Genomic DNA, 16,620 nt, shown 5'->3' with positions numbered 1-16,620 from the left:
CGCGAGCCTGGAGGCCGGCATGAGCGAGCCCGTGCGCGTGCTGCTGCTGCCGGACGCTGCCGACCGTGAGGGCGAACCCCGCCCAGCGCTGGCCGTGCCTGGGCACCGTCTGCCCCTGATCTATCCCACCCTGGCCGCAGCCCTACAGGCGAAGCGGGAACTGGAGGCCGGACATGGCCAGACCTGAGACCATCGCGGGTCCTTCCCACGAAAACCAATCGCGGGGGTTCGGACCCCGTCATTTCCCCCGCGAAAGCCCCGAGGGCGAGGCTGCCGTTTCCGTGAGCGGCGCTGAACTGGCCGCCCGGCTACGGCTCTCAGAGCGGGCAATCCGCGACTTGGCCAAGCGGGAAATCGCCGTGAAGCTGAGTCACGGCTCCTATGACCTGTGGGCCAGCATCGGGAACTACGCTGAGCATCTCCGCGAAGCCGCAGCCGCCCGTGGCGAGCACTCCGCCGGCTCCGAGCTAACGCGCGAGCGCATCCGCGAGACCAAGGAACGGGCCGACCACCTGGCGCTGAAGAATGGGCAACTCACGGCCGACCTGGTGGAGGCGGCGAAGGTTGAGCGGGAATGGTCCGATATCCTGCGCGGCTTGCGTGGCCGGATGCTGGGGGTGCCGGGCCGGTGCCAGCAGCGCCTTGGGCACCTGACGCCCCATGACGTGGCGACGATTGATCGGGAGATCCGGGATGCCCTGACGGAGGCTGGCAATGACGAGCATGCTTGAGACCGTCCGCAAGCGCGCGCTGCGGGCCCTGATCCCGCCCCCGCGCTTGGCGCTCTCGGAGTGGATGGAGACCAGCCTACGGCTCCCGGAGGGCGTCTCTGCGCTGCCTGGCGCGGTGCGCCTCTGGCCTTATCAGCGGGAGATTGCCGATGCGATCTCGGACCCCGGCATTGAGCGGGTGACGCTGGTGAAGTCCGTCCGCGTGGGCTTCACAACGCTCCTGACGGGCGCCATGGCGTCTTTCGTGGCCAACGAGCCGGCGCCCATCCTGGCCCTGCTGCCGACCGAGGCCGACTGCCGGGACTACATCGTCAGCGACGTGGAGCCGATCTTCGAGGCGTCTCCGGTCCTCCGCGGGCTGCTGGCGGCCGACACCGACGAAGGCGGGCGCAACACGCTCCTGAGCCGGCGCTTTCCGGGTGGTTCGTTGAAGGTGGTGGCGGCCAAGGCACCCCGAAACCTGCGCCGGCACAACGTCCGGGTGCTGCTGATTGACGAGGCCGACGCGATGGAGCCGGGCAAGGAGGGCTCCAGCATCCGCCTGGCCGAGCGCCGGACGCTCTCCTTCGCCAACCGCAAAATCGTCCTGGGCTCCACGCCGCTCCTGGAGGAGACCAGCAACGTCCTGCGGTCTTATGCGGCGAGCGATCAGCGGGTTTTCGAGGTGCCTTGCCCGGCCTGCGGCGCCTTCACGGAAATCCAGTGGTCGCATATCGAATGGGAGACCGACGCGCCGGCCACCGCCGCCTTCCGCTGCCCGCATTGCCGCGAGCTGGTGGCGGAGCGGCACAAGCCGGGCATGGTGGAGGCGGGACGCTGGCGGGCAACGAGGCCGGGCGTGGCAGGACACGCGGGGTTCCGCCTCAACGCGCTGGTCTCTCTGCTGGCAAATGCCTCCTGGGCGAAGCTGGCCGAGGAGTTCCTGACGGCAAAGGATGACAGCGACGAGCTGCAGACCTTCGTCAACACCATCCTGGCGCAAGGCTGGCGGGAGGCCGGCGAGGAACTGGACGAGACGGCGCTCCTGAGCCGAGTGGAGCCGTTCAGCCTCAACGCCATCCCGGCCGAGGTGCTGGCGGTGACGGCCGGCGTGGACGTGCAGGATGACCGGCTGGAAGTGTCGCTTGTCGGCTGGAGCCGGGACGAGGCGCTGGTGCTGGGTCACATGATCATCTGGGGCACGCCCGATGATGATGCGACCTGGGCCGAGCTGGAGGAGCTGCTACGGACCCGCTGGAAGCACGCCAACGGCGGCTGGCTGAAGGTGGACGCGGCGGTGGTGGACAGCGGCGACGGCGACTGGACGGAGAAGGTCTATGCCTTCTGCTTTCCCCGCCTTGGCCGCCGCGTGATGGCCGGCAAGGGCGTGTTCGGGAGCCGCCCAGCGATCCAGGCATCCGCCGGGAAGGTGAAGGGCGGCAGGCTGTTCCTGATCGGCGTGGACGGGCTCAAGACCACCATCATGAGCCGTCTGGCGCGTGGTCAGTCCATCCGGTTCAGCGACACGCTGGAGCCCGTCTATTTCGAGCAGCTTTGCAGCGAGCGGAAGGTGGTCCGATACGTCCGCGGCCAGCCGGCGCGGCGCTTCGAGCGGAAGCCAGGGGCGCGGGCCGAGGCGCTGGACTGCCTGGTGTATGCCTTCGCGGCCCGCCATGGCGTGACGCTGCACTTCGACCAGCGGGAGGAGGAGATGCGGGGAGTGGAGACGCAGGCGGCACCTTCGGTAATCAGGTCGCGGTGGTTAGAGGGAGAGGGGTAGTCACTACTGTGGAGAGAAGGGCGGGAGAGGAAACTCCCGCCCCTGACATCCGGGCGAGGTAACGAAGGACTAAGGCTTCATCCCAAACGTCTTCTTCGCCGTCTCAGAAGCTAAATCGCTGATGACCTTGATAGTGATGTCGTACGCAGGTTTTGCCATCTTCGACATCAGGCGCTTCAGCTTCAGAGCTGCAACCTCGGTTCGAGGATTATCAGAAGCGATCAAGGGGAGAAGTGCAGCCGCGTCGGATGCGTCTTGGCCGTCCAACTCCAGTTCAAATATTTCTACCGCACTCGCTAATGTAGCCTGCCGCCATGGATAAGCCACGCCGCACTGCGTGCAATTATTGGGTACCGGAACACGCGATACCGAGAGGACGCCAGACGCGTAGTAATAGCCTGGAATTGGCGTCCTGCATTCAGGGCAAGCCGTGATAGTCTCCGCGCCGCACTGGTCGCAGAAGGGTTGATTGAACTGCGGCATGGACTGCGCCGAGCTGTTGATCTGATGTCCGTTCACGCAAACCTGCATGACGTCGTAGCCTTCACGCATTGCCGGGTTCCCTATCCAGCGGCCTTGGCGAGGAATCCATGCTCCTCCAGCCAACTGCGCAAGATGCGCTCTACCAAGTAGGACACACTGCGATCTTCGGCGGCAGCCGCACGAGTGATTGCTTCTTTTGTGTCGTCGTTGATGCGGAACGATAGGACGGCTGCCTTGGCCATCTCTCACATCCTCTTACAAATCAGTTGACCGCGTTGTGGACATTGTAAGAGAGTGTGAGCGGCCGGGCAAGAAGTTCGCACCTCCTCGCCCGGCCTAACCACAACCCGCTGAAAAAGGGTCAGCAGGCTATGGCTGAAGCCATCCATACCACAATCGCCCCCACCTTCGCGCAGCGTGCCTTGGCGTATCTCGCCACCGGCACGCTGCCGCCAATCCGGGGCTTCCTCTGGCCGAACCCCGACCGTCCTTGGTCTCCGCCGCCGGAGCAGCCCGCCGAGCCGTGGAGGCCCGGCAGCGCCGCGCTGGTCGGGTTCGCCCTGGTCAACGCGCTGGGCGCCTTCTCCATCGGCGTGATCATTGGGGGAGTGCTCTGACGATGGCGATTAGCGAGAAGTTCCGCGAGCACTACGACGGCCTATCCTCTCCCCTTTGCGAGATGGAACCCGCCCTAAACCTCCTGAAGCTGGTCGTGGAGCAGCACGGGGACAGGATGGGGCGGGAACTGGAGGGGCAGTTCATCCTTCTCCTGGACCTCCTGAGCAAACTGCATAGAGAGGCGGACGCCCACATGGGGCCGCTCTGGGTGGCTGCTGGCGGCATCACGACCCGAGCCGCGGCATGTTCCTGAGCCTCTTGGGCCTTCTTCGCCGCGCTGCCATCAACCTGTGCCTCCGCGCCCTGATCTCGTTCTGGCAGGCGCGGATCGTCGTCAATCAGTGGCGCCTTGCCCGCATCAAGCGGCGGCTCGCCCCGGCTGGGGTGCGGATAGTCTCCGCCCCGTAAACAAAGCGGCCCGGCGGGGTGTCACCCGCCGGGCCAGTCGCCATCGTTCGTCGATCTCAGGAGTGCCGCCCCCGCTGTCCGGCGGACGGGGCAGCAGGAGCCTTTTAGCATCCGCACGCCTACTTCGCACCAAAAAACGGATAACTCATTCGATTTTCCTTGCCTCGCGCGACGAAGCGAATATCTTATCCGCATTGAAGAGGGGGCACCCATGTCGCTGAACGTCACCGCCGGAAAAGTCTGCGAGATCGTCACTCAGGTGACCGACTACCGCCTCACCCCCGACAACTTCCGCCAGTGGCGCAACCGCGGCCTGTTCCATCCCATCTTCCGCGAGGCGCAGAACACGTGGTCGCGCTTCGGCAAGCTCGACATCTTCGAGGCATGCGTGATGGCTGAGGCGAAGCGCAGCGGCTTCAGCATCGGCAAGGCCGCACAGATCGCGCGCATTGGCCGAGACTTCGGGCCGGGGGGGATTAACTCCCGCTCTGGGGCGGACATGCTCGTGCTCTTTGGCGATGGATCGCTTGATGAGGACGAGAGTGATCGCCCTCTCTCGCTCCACTCCTTTGACTACGCCAAGGCCGCCTTGCTCATCACGGGAGAAGACGACCAGAAGGGGCCCGCCCGCATCCTGGTCATGATCGACATCGGCCAGATGCACCGCCGCCTTGATACGACGCTGCGCGAGATGGGCCTCGACTAACCCCATGCTCCGCGATCTCCTCCGCCGCATCCTGCCGCAGCCTTCGACGCGCCGTTTTGACGCGGCGGGTGGCGGCCGGCGGTGGAGCGCGGCCCCGAGCTTCGGACCGATAAATCCGGAAGTTCTCGCCGCCGCTGAGCCGGTGCGCCGCCGGGCGCTCTACTTCGCGCGCAACAATCCCCACGCCATCGCGGGCGTCTCCGCTCTGGTCAGTCATCTGACCGGCTACGGCATCAAGCCGACCTCCAAGCACCCCGACGCTGCCGTGCGCGCCGCGCTGCAAACCGCCTGGGACCGCTGGACGGTTCAAGCGGACGCTGATGGCGCCAGCGACCATTACGGGCAGCAGGCGCTTCTTACGCAGACCATGATCGAATGCGGCGAGGCGTTCGCGCGGCTGATCCCGACGCGCTCCGGCCTGCGAGTGCAGGCGCTGCCTGCCGAGATGATTGACCTGGCCGACACGCGCGAGCTGGGCGGCGGCGCCCGCGTGGTTGGCGGCATCGAGTTCGACAGCAACGGCCGGCGCGTCGCCTACCACGTCTTCACCTCAGACCCGACCGCCGCCTTCGAGACGCGCACCAACACCGTTCGCATCCCCGCCGCCGACATGGTGCATCTCTACCGCCCGCTTTCACCGGGGCAGGTGCGCGGCATCTCCTGGCTGGCGCCGGTCCTCTCGCTATTGCACGAGCATGACCAATTCAGCGATGCCGCGCTGATGGCCGCGAAGATCCAGGCCATGCACGCGGGCTTCCTGGTGGACCAGAACGGCACCGGGGGAGCCGCCTTCGAGGGCACGCAGGCGGGTAGCGTCATGGAAACCGGCCTAGAGCCTGGCACGCTGCGCTATCTGCCGAGCGGGTGGGACATCAAGTTCAGCAACCCGGCGCAGATGGCCGAGGGTGCCGCCTTTGCCGCCTCGCAGCTCCGCGCCGTGGCGGCCGGGCTGGGCATCCCCGAGCACCTGCTGACCGGCGACCTGAGCAACGCGAATTACAGCAGTCTCCGCGCCGGCATGGTCGCTTTCCGCCAGCGCATCGAGCCCATCCAGCACGGCATCATCGTCCACCAGCTCGTGCGCCCTGTGTGGCGCCGGTTCGTCGCCACGCTGATCCTCTCGGGCCAGATCGCCGCGCCGGATTTCGAGACGAACCCGGAAGCCTGGCTCGATGCGGAGTTCTACCCGCCGCCGATGGCGTGGATTGATCCGGCGAAGGATGCCGAAGCCACCGCGACCATGATTGCCGCTGGCCTGAAGTCCCGCCGGCAGGCCATCGCGGAGCTGGGTTACGACGCGGAGGCGCTGGACGCCGAGATTGCCGCCGACCGCCAGCGCGAGGCTCGCCTGGGTCTGCGCTTCACCGCCAACACAGGAGAGCAGAATGCCGGTTGATCTGCTGACGCGCAGCGCAGCGATCCAGCCCGAATCCTTCGACGAGGCTGCGCGCACGGTGCGCGTGGTCTGGAGCACCGGAGCCGCCGTCAACCGCCGCGATGCGCAGGGCCCGTTCAGCGAAGTCCTGAGCCTGGCGCCGGATCATGTGCGGCTTGACCATCTGCGCGGCGCGTCCGTCCTCGACACGCATCAGCAGCGCGATCTTCGGAACGTGCTGGGCGTGGTGCAGGAGGCGGGCGTGGAGAGCGGGGAAGGGTGGGCGACCATCCGCTTCAGCACCCGCGCCGAGGTGCAGCCCATCGTGCAGGACGTGCGCGATGGCGTCATCCGGCACGTCAGCGTCGGCTACAGCGTGGACCGCTGGCAGGACGCGGTTGCCAACGGCACCCGCACCCGCACCGCCGTCTCCTGGACGCCGCGCGAGATTTCCTTTGTTCCCCTGCCGGCTGATCCCGGCGCTTCAGTGAGGAGTGCCCCTGTGGCAACCGAAACGCAGACGGTCGAGACCGGCAACCGCGCCGAGATCAACCAGCAGATCCGCAGCATCGCCAACGTCTCCGGCCTCGACGCCGCCTTTGCGGACGCCCTGATCGATCAGGCCGCGACCGTGGATCAGGCCCGCAGCGCCGCCTTCGAGGAACTGGTGCGCCGCGGCGGCGGCACCATCCAGACGCAGCGGATCGAGGTGGGCCAGTCCAACGACGACCCCGCCGTGCTCGTCACCCGCATGGCCGAGGCCCTGGCGGCCAACCTGACCGGCCAGACACCCAGCGATGCGGCCCGCCCGTACATGGGCCTGGGGATGGCAGACAGCGCCCGCGCCCTCCTGGCGGCCCGTGGTGAGCGTGTCGGCAGCCTGAGCCGGGAGGAGGTGCTGACCCGCGCGGCGGCGCACACCCTCAGCGACTTTCCCAATCTTCTGACGGGCGTGGGCAACCGGGTGCTCCTGCCGGCCTATCAGGCGGCGCAGACGCCCCTCCGCCAGCTCGCGCGCCAGCGCAACGCCAGCGACTTCCGCCCCGTCTCCCTGCTGCGCATCGGGGAGTTCGGCAAGCTGAAGCCGGTCAACGAGATGGGCGAGATCAAGGCCCTGACGACCGGCGAGGCTACCGAGGGCTACACCCTCGACACCTTCGGCGGAATGTTCGCGCTGTCCCGCAAGGCGATCATCAACGACGACCTGGGCGCCTTCGGCCAGTGGGCGACCATGATGGGGCGCGCGGCGGCGGACACCGAGGCGGACCAGCTCGTCAATCTGCTGATCCAGTCCAGCGGCGCCGGTCCGGTCATGGGGGACGGCAAGCGCCTGTTCCACGCCGACCACGGCAACCTCGCCGCCACGGGTGGCACCCTGAACGTTTCCACTCTCAGCGCCGCCCGCCTGGCGATGCGGACGCAGAAGGGTCTCGACGGCTCCAGCCCCATCAACGTCACCCCGCGCTTCCTGCTGGTAGCGCCCGACCTGGAGACCCTGGCCGAGCAGATCCTGGCGGACTTGGCGGCCGGCACCGTGGCGGACCAGAACCCGTTCAGCGGCAAGCTGACGCTCTTGGTGGAGTCCCGGCTCCCGGCCGGCGCCTGGTACGTCTTCGCGGACCCGGCGGTCTCCACCGTCTTTGAATATGCCTACCTCTCCAGCGCCCAGGGGCCGCAACTCGCGACCCGCGACGGGTGGGACGTGCTGGCCCGCGAGTTCCGTGTGGTCCTCGACTTCGGCTGCGGCGCCGTGGATTGGCGTGGCGCTTATCGGAACGCCGGCGCATGAGTGACAGCCTTGCAAGGCTGAAGGAGGAGCGGGACGCGCTGATGCGCTCCCGGCTCTCCGGGGTTCGTGCGGTGGAAACGTCGGATGGCCGGCGTGTGGAGTACCGCAGCGACCTTGAACTGGCCCGCGCCCTCTATGCCGTGAATGAGCTGATTGCCACGGCGGAGGGCGTCACGCCTCCCCAGACCATCCTCTTCCGTACCTCGAAAGGACTGTGAAATGCACAACTACGTTCAGCGCGGCGAGAACCTGACGGTGGCCGCCCCCTACGCCGTGACCTCCGGAGCTGGCGTCCTGCTGGGCGCCATCTTCGGAGTGGCCGCCGAGGATGCCGCCAGCGGCGCCACGGTGGACATCGCCACCTTTGGCGTCTTCACCCTGCCCAAGGCGACCGGCGCCCTCTCCGTGGGTGACGCGCTGTTCTGGGACAACACGGCGAAGGTTGTTACCAAGACCGCCACGGGGAACACCCGGATCGGCGTGGCCGTGGAGACCGCCGCCAGCGCAGATGCCACGGCGGCCGTGCGGCTCAACGGCAGCTTCTGACAGCGGCTCGCCTTGCCTCGCCACGACGCCCTTCCTCCGACGCTCCAGCCGCTCGGCCTGTGCCGGGCGGCAGCGTCGGCATTCCTGGGCATCAGCACCACGACCTTTGACCAGATGGTGCAGGATGGGCGGATGCCTGGCCCGAAGCGGATCGGCTCGCGGAAGGTGTGGGACCGCCGGGCGCTGGAAGTGGCTTTCTCAGCGCTTCCCGGTGACGGTGATGCGAACCCCTGGGACGAACCATGATCAAGGTCGCGCGGCGCTATCGCTTCGTCATTCGGGACACGGATCGCCACGGCAATGTGCGGGTTTACCTGCGCCAGCCGGGAAAGCCGAAGGTGCGCCTGTATGAGGAACCCGGCAGCGATGCCTTCGATGCCGAGTACCGCCGGGCGCTGGATGCCAAGCCAAAGCCGAAGCCCGCACTCGTGGGTGCAGTGCTGCCCGGCAGCGTGGATGCGCTCTGCGTCGCCTACTACAAGTCCGCCGAGTTCCGCCGCATGGACGAGCGCTCCCAGCGGGTGCGGCGCCAGATCCTCGACCGCTTCCGGGTGGAGCGCGGCACCAAGCCGGCGGGCCGCCTGGAGCCCCGCCACCTGGTGCAGACCCGCGACAGCAAGGCCGACACCCCGGAGGCCGCTAACAGCCTCCTGAAGGCGCTGCGGGCTGCCTATCGGTATGGGGTGACACTCGGGCTGGTGGACGACAATCCCGCCCTGAAGGTCGCCTATCTTCCGGGCAGCAGCGAGGGCTTCCACGCCTGGACGCTGGAGGAGGTGGCGCAGTTCGAGGCGAAGTATCCGGTGGGTACGCAGCCCCGTCTGGCCCTGGCGCTCCTGCTCTATACCGGCCAGCGCCGCAGCGACGTGGTGCAGCTTGGCCGCCAGCATGTGCGGGATGGCTGGCTCCACTTCACGCAGCACAAGAACCGGAGCAAGCGCCCGGTGCGCCTGCAACTGCCGATCATCCCGGAGTTGCAGCGGATCATCGACGCCACGCCAACCGGAGAGCTGGCCTTCCTGGTGAGCGGGAAGGGCACGCCCTACTCGGCGGAAACCTTCGGCAATCGATTTCGCGCCTGGTGTCGGGCGGCCAGCCTGCCGCTCTGCTCCCCGCATGGCCTGCGCAAGGCCGCGGCGGCGCGTTTGGCCGAGCTGGGATGCTCGGCGCATGAGATCATGGCCGTCACTGGCCATCGCACCCTGAAGGAGGTGGACCGATACACCCGCGCTGCGGCGCAGAAGGTGATGGCGGAGAGCGCTTTCTCCCGCCTCGTTGCGGCGAAGCCCGCTAACGAAAAGTCCCACTCTAGCCTGGCGGGGCCGGAGTGGGACAAAAGCGTATCGCAAGTCTCTGAAAACAAAGGCGATAGCAAATGGATGGTGCCCAGAGCCGGAATCGAACCAGCGACACTGCGATTTTCAGTCGCATGCTCTACCAACTGAGCTATCTGGGCCCATGCTGCGGCACCGTTTCCGGAGCCACCGTTGGTGGAGCCGCGAGATACCGGAAGGCGCGGCACCTGTCCAGCAGGGAAATGCCATTGTTACGAACCTGGCTTAGGCCTCGCCCTCCTCCGGCGGCTCGGCCGGGGCGCCAGGAATGGCGTAGCCGCCGTTCAGCCAGCGGCCGAGATCAACCTGCTTGCAGCGTGCCGAGCAGAAGGGCCGGAAGGCCGGCTCGGCTGGCTTGCCGCAGACGGGGCAGCGGGCTGGGCGGGGCGGATCGGGCTTCTCATTCGGCATGGACATCCTCCTGGCCGGGAGGGCAGAGCGGATCGGGCCGCAGGTGCAGCGGGCCGCCCGCTTGCCGGAATTCCTCCAGCGCGCCGGGCCAGGCCTCAAGAGCCGCCAGCACGCCGGGAGAGGCGGTGAGGGTGAGGCGCGCGCCCGGCCGCGCCGCAGCGGCGCGGACGCCCCGCCGCAACGCCGCCAGGCCGCGGCTGAGCGGCGAGGGGGGCAGCCCCAGCACCTCGTGCAGCGGCGTGTGGACGCGCCGTCGCTGCAACTCGAGCAGCCCAAGGCCGGTCAGGCCCACCACGCGCAGCATCGGGTCCTGCCGCGCCACGGCCTCGAAGCCGGGCAGCAGGTCCTTGCGGCGGCCGATGGGCATGCCGGCCATGTCCACCAGAATGGCGCCGGCAAGGTGGCGCAAGCGGATCTGCCGGGCGGCCGCCGCCAAGGCCGCCGCATTCAGCGCGCGGTGCGAGGCGGCATTGCGGCCCCCCGCCGCGCCGCCGGCATCAATGTCGATGGCAACCAGGGCGGGAGTCGGGTGGATGATCAGGCGCCCACCGCCCGGCAGCGGCACCTCCGGCGCGGCCAGGGCGGCGAAGGCGTCTTCAAGCGCGTCGTCGAAGGCGGGGCGGCTCAGCAGCGTGACCCCACCGGCGGGGAGGGCGGCACGCAGCCGGGCGGCGCAGGCCGGGCTGTCGGTGCGCAGCTCGGCCCCGGGGTGCTGCGCGGCCAGCCGCAGCGGTGCGTCCGGGCCGCGGGCCAGCAGGCGCAGCGGGCCTTCCGCCGGGCCGGCGCGAACGGCCAGCCGTGGCCCCTTGCCGCCCTGGGCCGCACGGGTCACGGCGACACGCAGCCATTCGCCCTCGGTGCGGCCCTTGGCGCCATCGGAGTCGGGCAGGAAGCCGGTCTCGCCACCCGCCAGCAACACGAAGGCGCCGGCCATGGCGGGCGCGCGCGCCGAGAGGCGCCCAACATGCAGGTGGCCGATCCCCTCGGGGCGGGCGGGGCGCTCGATGAAGGCAGCCTCGAGCTGTCCTTCCCGCAGCAGCGCGGTGCGCTGCTCGCCGGGGGAGCAGGAGACGAGGATCAGGGGCGCAGCCATCCGATGCCGCGCAACAGCTGGGCGGTTTCGTGCAGCGGCAGCCCGACCACGTTGGAATGGCTGCCGGACAGGAAACGGACAAAAGCCTCGGCCGATTCCTGGATGGTGTAGCCGCCGGCCTTGCCGCGCCATTCGCCACCGGCGATGTAAGCCTCGACCTGCGCCGGGGTCAGCCGCTGGAAGGTCACGATGCTTTCCACCAGCCGTGTCAGCAGCCGGCCGTCGGGCAGGCCAAGCGCCACGCCGGTATAGACGCGGTGGCGGCGGCCGGAGAGCAGGGCCAGGCAGGCGCGCGCCTCGGCCTCGGTCTCGGCCTTGGGCAGGATGCGGCGGCCGGCGCCCACCACCGTGTCGGCGGCCAGCACCAGCGCGGCGGGCTCGGCGGCCATCACGGCGCGCGCCTTGGCCGCGGAGAGCCGGGTGGCGAGCTGGCGCGGCAGTTCCTGCCCCAGCGGGGACTCGTCGATCTCGGGAGGGCGCACGCGCGCCGGCACCACACCGATCCGCCGCAGCAGGTCGAGGCGCCTGGGACTTCCACTGGCCAGCACCAGCGGCGGGCGGGCGGGCGCGGAGGGGGACGGTGCGGCTTCGGCCGCCGCGGCCTCGAGCGCCGGCTGGCCCGCCATGGGCATTACTTGAACCGGAACGTGATACGGCCCTTGGTCAGGTCGTACGGCGTCATCTCGACGTTCACGCGGTCGCCGGCCAGCACGCGGATGCGGTTCTTGCGCATCTTGCCGCTGGTATGGGCGAGGACCATGTGGTCGTTGTCGAGCTTCACGCGGAACATGGCGTTGGGCAGGAGTTCAACGACCTGGCCGCTGAACTCGATCATATCTTCTTTCGACATCAGGCCTCTTTCTGGTGCTGCGGGGCGGGTTCGGTGCGGACGCGGAAGCGCGGGCGGGGCGGACCATGATGGGCCACGCCGGGCCGGTCAAGCATGGCTGCCGCCCCGGGAGTCTCTGTTCGGCGCTGAAATGGCGCCCGCGCGCGGATTCTTCAACAGCGCGGGGCTCAGCCCTGCCCCAGCCGCATCGCCACGCTGCGGGCATGGGCGGTCAGGCCCTCGGCCTCGGCCAGCGCCACGGCGGCGGGGCCGATGGCCTCCAGCCCGCGCTTCTCGGCGGCGATCCAGGTGGTGCGCTTCAGGAAGTCGAACACGGAAAGGCCGGAGGCGAAGCGCGCCGTGCGCCCGGTGGGCAGCACGTGGTTCGGCCCGGCCACGTAGTCGCCCAGCGCCTCCGGGCAATGCGCGCCGAGGAAGGCGGCGCCGGCATGGCGAATGCGGTCGAACAGCGGGCCGGGCTGCGAGACCATGATCTCCAGGTGCTCGGGCGCCAGCCGGTCCACCAGGGCGGCGCCTTCCTCCCAGTCGTGCACCACGATGATGGCGCCGTGGCGGCGCCAGCTCTCGGCCGCGATCTCCGCGCGGGCGAGGGTGCCGAGCGCCTCCTCCACCGCGTGCTCCACCGCATGGGCCATCTGCGCGCTGGTGGTGATCAGGATGGCCTGGGCGCTTTCGTCGTGCTCGGCCTGGGCCAGCAGGTCGATGGCGATCTGCGCCGGGTTCTGGCTGGCATCGGCCAGCACCACCACCTCGGAGGGGCCGGCGATGGAATCGATGCCGACGCGGCCGAAGACCTGCCGCTTGGCCTCCGCCACATAGGCGTTGCCGGGGCCGGCGACGCGGTCCACCGGGGCGATGCTGGCGGTGCCCCAGGCCATGGCTGCGATGGCCTGGGCGCCGCCGACGCGCCAGATCTCGGTGACGCCGGCACGGTGCGCGGCGGCCAGCACCAGGTCGTTCAGCGCGCCGTCCGGCGTCGGCACGCACATGGCGATCCGCCGCACGCCCGCCACCTGGGCGGGAATGGCGTTCATCAGCACGGAGGAGGGATAGGCCGCCTTGCCGCCGGGCACGTAGATGCCGACCGCCTCGATGGCGCTCCAGCGCATGCCGAGCGTCAGGCCCAGCGGGTCGTCCAGCTCGACGTCGCGCGGGAGTTGGGCGGCGTGGAAGCGCTCGATGCGGGTGGCCGCGAGGTCCAGCGCGTCCAGCAGGGCCGGGGCGCAGGCGGCGCGGGCGGCCTCGATCTCGGCCGGCGTCACCCGCAGGCCGTCGGCGCTGGCCGGAGCCCAGCGGTCGAAGCGGCCGGTGAGCCGCAGCAGGGCGGCATCGCCCTCCGCCCGCACCTCGGCGATGATGCCGGCGACGGCGGCATCGACCTTGGCCGTGGTTTCGCGCGCCTGGTCGAGCAGGGTGCGGAACTCGGCCTCGAACCCGGCATGGGCGGTGGACAGGCGGATCATGCGGTGGTTTCGGTCCCAATGGCGGCCAGCGCGGCGCGGAAACGGGAAAGCCAGCCGGTGATCGCCTCCGGCTGCGTCTTGAGCGCGGTGCGGTTGACGATCAGGCGGGAGGTGATGTGCGCGATCACGTCGGTCTCCACCAGCCCATTGGCCTTCAGCGTGGAGCCGGTCTGCACGAGGTCCACGATCAGCCGGGAAAGGCCGAGCGAAGGGGCCAGCTCCATGGCGCCGTTGAGGTGCACCACCTCGGCCTGGATGCCTTTGGCCGCGAAGTGGCGGCGGGCGATGTTGGGGTACTTGGTGGCGACGGCAACGCGGGAATGGCGGGCCATGCCGTCCTGCCCGGCCCCGGCGGCCGGCTCGGCCACCGAGACGCGGCAGCGGCCGACGCCCAGGTCGAGCGGGGCGTAGATCTCGGGATAGTCGAATTCCAGCAGCACGTCGGCGCCGCAGATGCCGATCTGCGCCGCGCCGAAGGCGACGAAGGTGGCCACGTCGAACGAGCGCACGCGGATGACGTCGAGATGCGGGTCGTTGGTCTCGAAGCGCAGGCGGCGGCTGGATTCGGCGTAGAAATCCTTGGCCGGGACGATGCCGGTGCGCGCCAGCAACGGCCCCAGCTCCTTCAGGATGCGCCCTTTGGGCAGGGCCAGGACGAAGGGCTGGGCCTCGTCCATGGTCGCCGCGGGGCTGTTGGTGATGGGCTGGTCCATGTCTGGTTCTATCACCGGAAACGCAGCGATGTCATGCCGGCCTCAGCCGGGGAGGCGCTCGATCTCGGCGCCGACCGCGGCCAGCTTGCGCTCGATGCGCTCGTAGCCGCGATCCAGGTGGTAGACGCGGTTGACCACCGTTTCCCCTTCCGCAGCAAGGCCGGCGATGATCAGCGAGACGGAGGCGCGCAGGTCGGTCGCCATGACGGGCGCGCCGGAAAGACGCGGCACGCCGCGGACGATGGCCGAGGAGCCGTGCGCGTTGATCCGCGCGCCCATCCGGGTCAGCTCCGGCACGTGCATGAAGCGGTTCTCGAAAATCGTCTCGGTGATCATCGAGGCGCCCTCGGCAACCGCCATGAGCGCCATGTACTGGGCCTGCATGTCGGTGGCGAAGCCGGGGAAGGGCTCGGTCATCACGTCCACGCCATGCAGCCCGTTCAGCCGCCTGGCGCGCACGCCTTCCGCCTCCTCCTCCAGCTCCACGCCGGCCTCGCGCAGCGCGCGGCTGAAGGCGCCGAACAGTTCCAGCCGCATGCCCTCCAGCAGCAGCTCGCCGCCGGTGATGGCGCCGGCGCAGGCGAAGGTGCCGGCCTCGATGCGGTCGGGCAGGATGGCGTGGGTGGTGCCGTGCAGGTTGTCCACGCCCTTGACGACCAGACGGTCGGTGCCGATGCCCTCGATCCGCGCGCCCATGGAGAGCAGGCAGTGCGCGAGGTCGCTGATCTCCGGCTCGCGGGCGGCATTGACCAGCTCGGTGGTGCCGGTGGCCAGGGCGGCGGCCATCAGCAGGTTCTCGGTGGCGCCCACCGAGACCTGCGGAAAGATGATGCGGGCGCCCTTCAGGCGGCCGCCATTCGCCTCGGCCGGCACGCGGGCGTTGATGTAGCCGGCGTCCAGCTCGATCAACGCGCCCATCTGCTCCAGCCCCTTCAGGTGGAGGTCCACCGGGCGGGTGCCGATGGCGCAGCCACCGGGCAGCGAGACGCGGGCCTGGCCGTAGCGCGCCAGCAGGGGGCCGAGCACCAGCACGGAGGCGCGCATCTTGCGCACCAGGTCATAGGGCGCCTCGAACTGGTTCGCCGCGCCGTCCAGAATGATCCGGCGGCCCTCGGTGTCATGCTCCACGCGCAGCCCATGCTGGGCGATCAGGCCCCCCATGGTGGCGACATCCGCCAGCGCCGGGGCATTGGTGAGGATCACCGCCTCCTCGGTCAGCAGGGCGGTGGCCATCAGCGGCAGGGCAGCGTTCTTGGCGCCGCCGATGGCGATGCGGCCGTTCAGGCGGCTGCCGCCGCGCACGCGGATGCGGTCCATGGGCTGGCTCCCTTTCGATTACAGGCGCGGCAGCGCGACGCCGCGCTGGCCCATGTATTTGCCCTTGCGGTCGGCGTAGGAGACTTCCGGCGCCCCCGCGCCCTGCAGGAACAGGAATTGGCAGATGCCCTCGTTGGCGTAGATGCGGGCGGGCAGGGGGGTGGTGTTGCTGATCTCGATGGTCACCTGCCCCTCCCATTCCGGCTCCAGCGGCGTGACGTTCACGATCAGCCCGCAGCGGGCATAGGTGGACTTGCCCAGGCAGATCACCAGCACGTCGCGCGGGATGCGGAAGTACTCGACGGTATGCGCCAGGGCGAAGGAGTTGGGGGGGATGATGCAGGTCTCGCCCCGGCGGGTGACGAAGCTGTCCTCGGCGAACTTCTTCGGGTCCACCAGGGCGTTGTCCACGTTGGTGAAGACCTTGAACTCGTCGGCCACGCGGGCGTCATAACCGTAGGAGGAGAGGCCGTAGGAGATCACCCCCTCGCGCCGCTGGCTCTCCACGAAAGGCTCGATCATGCCGTGCTCCGTCGCCATGCGGCGGATCCAGCTGTCAGGCATGATGGACATGGGCGGAGACTTCCGTGCGGCAGCGGCAAAGGCGGGCCGGGATAGCCCAGCGGCGGGCCGCGGGCAACCGGAGCTTCGCGGGTGGTCAGCCCTTCGGGGGCTCGGGGGATGGCGCGGGCGGCGAGGCCGGCGCGGCCTCTTCGGCGCGGGCACGGCTCTGGGCCTTGCGGCGGCGCAGGTTCTCGCGCAGCGCGGCGGCGCGGCGCGCCTCGCGTTCCATCTGTGCAGCGCTGGACGGGGGCGGGGGAGGCTTCGCCATGGCGTGGCAGACGCGTCCTGGACAAGAGGCTGCGGCCGATCGGGTGAACCGCCGGAGATGCGCCTATCAAACGCAGGCTTCTCGGTCAAGGCATTGAATCTGCAAGGGAGAGGGCGCTTTGCCGCCTGCGGGTGGCAGGCCTCGCGCAGGCATCTGCCGGCGCAACCCGCGCGGGCGGCGCAACGTTGCTGA

General features: G+C 69.3%; 21 protein-coding genes, 1 tRNA gene and 1 pseudogene. 11 read left to right on the top strand and 12 right to left on the bottom strand.

The genetic code is table 11. From position 1 onward, the window contains the following. The first annotated feature begins 19 nt into the window (after nucleotides 1–19). Genes E0493_RS05410 through E0493_RS05400 form a run of 3 tightly spaced genes read left to right on the top strand, consistent with a single transcriptional unit; the run spans nucleotide 20 to nucleotide 2,490 of the window. Nucleotides 20–187 (top strand): hypothetical protein, encoded by a 168-nt coding sequence (locus tag E0493_RS05410; protein ID WP_160935891.1) that lies wholly within the window; start codon nucleotides 20–22, stop codon nucleotides 185–187. Then, nucleotides 174–731 (top strand): hypothetical protein, encoded by a 558-nt coding sequence (locus E0493_RS05405; RefSeq protein WP_202396917.1) that lies wholly within the window; start codon nucleotides 174–176, stop codon nucleotides 729–731. The genes E0493_RS05410 and E0493_RS05405 overlap by 14 nt, the downstream gene beginning before the upstream one ends. Further along, nucleotides 715–2,490, top strand: coding sequence for a phage terminase large subunit family protein (locus E0493_RS05400; protein ID WP_160935890.1), 1,776 nt, complete (start codon nucleotides 715–717; stop codon nucleotides 2,488–2,490). The genes E0493_RS05405 and E0493_RS05400 overlap by 17 nt, the downstream gene beginning before the upstream one ends. A gap of 69 nt (nucleotides 2,491–2,559) precedes the next feature. On the opposite strand, the gene E0493_RS05395 is transcribed toward E0493_RS05400, so the two are convergent. Both E0493_RS05395 and E0493_RS05390 read right to left on the bottom strand, forming a co-directional pair. After that, nucleotides 2,560–3,042 carry a DUF2321 domain-containing protein gene (locus tag E0493_RS05395; protein ID WP_160935889.1) on the bottom strand — a complete coding sequence of 161 codons (483 nt, stop codon included), beginning with the start codon at nucleotides 3,040–3,042 and terminating at the stop codon, nucleotides 2,560–2,562. Between the two features lie 11 nt (nucleotides 3,043–3,053). Then, on the bottom strand, nucleotides 3,054–3,215 hold the full coding sequence (locus tag E0493_RS05390; protein WP_160935888.1) for a ribbon-helix-helix protein, CopG family: 162 nt from the start codon (nucleotides 3,213–3,215) through the stop codon (nucleotides 3,054–3,056). 129 nt (nucleotides 3,216–3,344) lie between these two features. On the opposite strand from E0493_RS05390, the gene E0493_RS05385 reads away from it, so the two are divergent. The 8 genes and pseudogenes from E0493_RS05385 to E0493_RS23850 all read left to right on the top strand — a co-directional run. Continuing rightward, complete coding sequence (locus E0493_RS05385) at nucleotides 3,345–3,590, top strand: hypothetical protein (protein ID WP_160935887.1); 246 nt, start codon at nucleotides 3,345–3,347, stop codon at nucleotides 3,588–3,590. Between the two features lie 2 nt (nucleotides 3,591–3,592). Continuing rightward, nucleotides 3,593–3,844 carry a hypothetical protein gene (locus E0493_RS05380; RefSeq protein ID WP_160935886.1) on the top strand — a complete coding sequence of 84 codons (252 nt, stop codon included), beginning with the start codon at nucleotides 3,593–3,595 and terminating at the stop codon, nucleotides 3,842–3,844. 366 nt (nucleotides 3,845–4,210) lie between these two features. Beyond that, the gene (locus tag E0493_RS05375; RefSeq protein ID WP_160935885.1) at nucleotides 4,211–4,705 is read left to right on the top strand and encodes a hypothetical protein; all 495 of its coding nucleotides are present in this window, start codon (nucleotides 4,211–4,213) and stop codon (nucleotides 4,703–4,705) included. A gap of 4 nt (nucleotides 4,706–4,709) precedes the next feature. Further along, on the top strand, nucleotides 4,710–6,101 hold the full coding sequence (locus E0493_RS05370; protein WP_160935884.1) for a phage portal protein: 1,392 nt from the start codon (nucleotides 4,710–4,712) through the stop codon (nucleotides 6,099–6,101). Further along, nucleotides 6,091–7,869 (top strand): prohead protease/major capsid protein fusion protein, encoded by a 1,779-nt coding sequence (locus E0493_RS05365; RefSeq protein WP_160935883.1) that lies wholly within the window; start codon nucleotides 6,091–6,093, stop codon nucleotides 7,867–7,869. Before E0493_RS05370 ends, E0493_RS05365 begins: the two co-directional genes overlap by 11 nt. After that, on the top strand, nucleotides 7,866–8,087 hold the full coding sequence (locus tag E0493_RS05360) for a phage head-tail joining protein (RefSeq protein WP_160935882.1): 222 nt from the start codon (nucleotides 7,866–7,868) through the stop codon (nucleotides 8,085–8,087). The genes E0493_RS05365 and E0493_RS05360 overlap by 4 nt, the downstream gene beginning before the upstream one ends. A 1-nt stretch (nucleotide 8,088) precedes the next feature. Next, nucleotides 8,089–8,415, top strand: a complete 327-nt coding sequence (locus tag E0493_RS05355; RefSeq protein ID WP_160935881.1) for a DUF2190 family protein — start codon at nucleotides 8,089–8,091, stop codon at nucleotides 8,413–8,415. A 242-nt stretch (nucleotides 8,416–8,657) separates the two neighbouring features. After that, nucleotides 8,658–9,644: pseudogene (locus E0493_RS23850) on the top strand (site-specific integrase); the annotation flags it as partial. 151 nt (nucleotides 9,645–9,795) lie between these two features. Here E0493_RS23850 and E0493_RS05345 read toward each other — a convergent pair. From E0493_RS05345 to E0493_RS23045, 10 genes are all read right to left on the bottom strand, one after another. Then, nucleotides 9,796–9,871: transfer RNA gene (locus tag E0493_RS05345), tRNA-Phe, on the bottom strand. 103 nt (nucleotides 9,872–9,974) lie between these two features. Then, nucleotides 9,975–10,160 (bottom strand): DNA gyrase inhibitor YacG, encoded by a 186-nt coding sequence (locus tag E0493_RS05340; protein WP_160935880.1) that lies wholly within the window; start codon nucleotides 10,158–10,160, stop codon nucleotides 9,975–9,977. Further along, nucleotides 10,150–11,253: a ribonuclease E/G gene (locus tag E0493_RS05335; protein ID WP_160935879.1), complete on the bottom strand. Its 1,104-nt coding sequence runs from the start codon at nucleotides 11,251–11,253 to the stop codon at nucleotides 10,150–10,152. The genes E0493_RS05340 and E0493_RS05335 overlap by 11 nt, the downstream gene beginning before the upstream one ends. Further along, nucleotides 11,238–11,885, bottom strand: coding sequence for a Maf family protein (locus tag E0493_RS05330; RefSeq protein ID WP_160935878.1), 648 nt, complete (start codon nucleotides 11,883–11,885; stop codon nucleotides 11,238–11,240). The genes E0493_RS05335 and E0493_RS05330 overlap by 16 nt, the downstream gene beginning before the upstream one ends. Beyond that, a complete protein-coding gene (gene infA / locus E0493_RS05325; protein WP_026033499.1) occupies nucleotides 11,885–12,103 on the bottom strand; it encodes a translation initiation factor IF-1 in 219 nt (72 codons plus the stop codon). Before infA ends, E0493_RS05330 begins: the two co-directional genes overlap by 1 nt. Nucleotides 12,104–12,270: 167 nt before the next feature. Then, complete coding sequence (gene hisD / locus E0493_RS05320) at nucleotides 12,271–13,566, bottom strand: histidinol dehydrogenase (protein ID WP_160935877.1); 1,296 nt, start codon at nucleotides 13,564–13,566, stop codon at nucleotides 12,271–12,273. Next, nucleotides 13,563–14,279, bottom strand: a complete 717-nt coding sequence (gene hisG / locus E0493_RS05315; protein WP_160935876.1) for an ATP phosphoribosyltransferase — start codon at nucleotides 14,277–14,279, stop codon at nucleotides 13,563–13,565. Before hisG ends, hisD begins: the two co-directional genes overlap by 4 nt. Nucleotides 14,280–14,321: 42 nt before the next feature. Then, on the bottom strand, nucleotides 14,322–15,596 hold the full coding sequence (gene murA, locus E0493_RS05310; protein WP_160935875.1) for a UDP-N-acetylglucosamine 1-carboxyvinyltransferase: 1,275 nt from the start codon (nucleotides 15,594–15,596) through the stop codon (nucleotides 14,322–14,324). 18 nt (nucleotides 15,597–15,614) lie between these two features. Beyond that, nucleotides 15,615–16,169, bottom strand: a complete 555-nt coding sequence (gene dcd / locus E0493_RS05305; protein WP_160935874.1) for a dCTP deaminase — start codon at nucleotides 16,167–16,169, stop codon at nucleotides 15,615–15,617. A gap of 85 nt (nucleotides 16,170–16,254) precedes the next feature. Further along, complete coding sequence (locus E0493_RS23045) at nucleotides 16,255–16,428, bottom strand: hypothetical protein (protein WP_202396916.1); 174 nt, start codon at nucleotides 16,426–16,428, stop codon at nucleotides 16,255–16,257. Between the last annotated feature and the right edge of the window lie 192 nt (nucleotides 16,429–16,620).

Source organism: Teichococcus coralli (assembly GCF_009829925.1).
Taxonomy (GTDB): Bacteria; Pseudomonadota; Alphaproteobacteria; order Acetobacterales; family Acetobacteraceae; genus Pseudoroseomonas; species Pseudoroseomonas coralli.
The sequence above is the reverse complement of the archived record's forward strand: the minus strand, read 5'-3'. Positions and strand labels throughout refer to the sequence as shown.

Bases quoted from the DNA above. Each gene is read 5' to 3' on its own strand.
- E0493_RS05400 (WP_160935890.1), top strand. From the start codon at position 715: ATGACGAGCATGCTTGAGACCGTCCGCAAGCGCGCGCTGCGGGCCCTG.
- dcd (WP_160935874.1), bottom strand. From the start codon at position 16,169: ATGTCCATCATGCCTGACAGCTGGATCCGCCGCATGGCGACGGAGCAC.
- E0493_RS05340 (WP_160935880.1), bottom strand. From the start codon at position 10,160: ATGCCGAATGAGAAGCCCGATCCGCCCCGCCCAGCCCGCTGCCCCGTC.
- infA (WP_026033499.1), bottom strand. From the start codon at position 12,103: ATGTCGAAAGAAGATATGATCGAGTTCAGCGGCCAGGTCGTTGAACTC.
- E0493_RS05370 (WP_160935884.1), top strand. From the start codon at position 4,710: ATGCTCCGCGATCTCCTCCGCCGCATCCTGCCGCAGCCTTCGACGCGC.
- E0493_RS23045 (WP_202396916.1), bottom strand. From the start codon at position 16,428: ATGGCGAAGCCTCCCCCGCCCCCGTCCAGCGCTGCACAGATGGAACGC.
- E0493_RS05380 (WP_160935886.1), top strand. From the start codon at position 3,593: ATGGCGATTAGCGAGAAGTTCCGCGAGCACTACGACGGCCTATCCTCT.
- E0493_RS05385 (WP_160935887.1), top strand. From the start codon at position 3,345: ATGGCTGAAGCCATCCATACCACAATCGCCCCCACCTTCGCGCAGCGT.
- E0493_RS05375 (WP_160935885.1), top strand. From the start codon at position 4,211: ATGTCGCTGAACGTCACCGCCGGAAAAGTCTGCGAGATCGTCACTCAG.
- E0493_RS05355 (WP_160935881.1), top strand. From the start codon at position 8,089: ATGCACAACTACGTTCAGCGCGGCGAGAACCTGACGGTGGCCGCCCCC.
- E0493_RS05390 (WP_160935888.1), bottom strand. From the start codon at position 3,215: ATGGCCAAGGCAGCCGTCCTATCGTTCCGCATCAACGACGACACAAAA.
- hisD (WP_160935877.1), bottom strand. From the start codon at position 13,566: ATGATCCGCCTGTCCACCGCCCATGCCGGGTTCGAGGCCGAGTTCCGC.
- E0493_RS05365 (WP_160935883.1), top strand. From the start codon at position 6,091: ATGCCGGTTGATCTGCTGACGCGCAGCGCAGCGATCCAGCCCGAATCC.
- E0493_RS05335 (WP_160935879.1), bottom strand. From the start codon at position 11,253: ATGGCTGCGCCCCTGATCCTCGTCTCCTGCTCCCCCGGCGAGCAGCGC.
- E0493_RS05395 (WP_160935889.1), bottom strand. From the start codon at position 3,042: ATGCGTGAAGGCTACGACGTCATGCAGGTTTGCGTGAACGGACATCAG.
- E0493_RS05360 (WP_160935882.1), top strand. From the start codon at position 7,866: ATGAGTGACAGCCTTGCAAGGCTGAAGGAGGAGCGGGACGCGCTGATG.
- E0493_RS05405 (WP_202396917.1), top strand. From the start codon at position 174: ATGGCCAGACCTGAGACCATCGCGGGTCCTTCCCACGAAAACCAATCG.
- E0493_RS05410 (WP_160935891.1), top strand. From the start codon at position 20: ATGAGCGAGCCCGTGCGCGTGCTGCTGCTGCCGGACGCTGCCGACCGT.
- murA (WP_160935875.1), bottom strand. From the start codon at position 15,596: ATGGACCGCATCCGCGTGCGCGGCGGCAGCCGCCTGAACGGCCGCATC.
- hisG (WP_160935876.1), bottom strand. From the start codon at position 14,279: ATGGACCAGCCCATCACCAACAGCCCCGCGGCGACCATGGACGAGGCC.
- E0493_RS05330 (WP_160935878.1), bottom strand. From the start codon at position 11,885: ATGCCCATGGCGGGCCAGCCGGCGCTCGAGGCCGCGGCGGCCGAAGCC.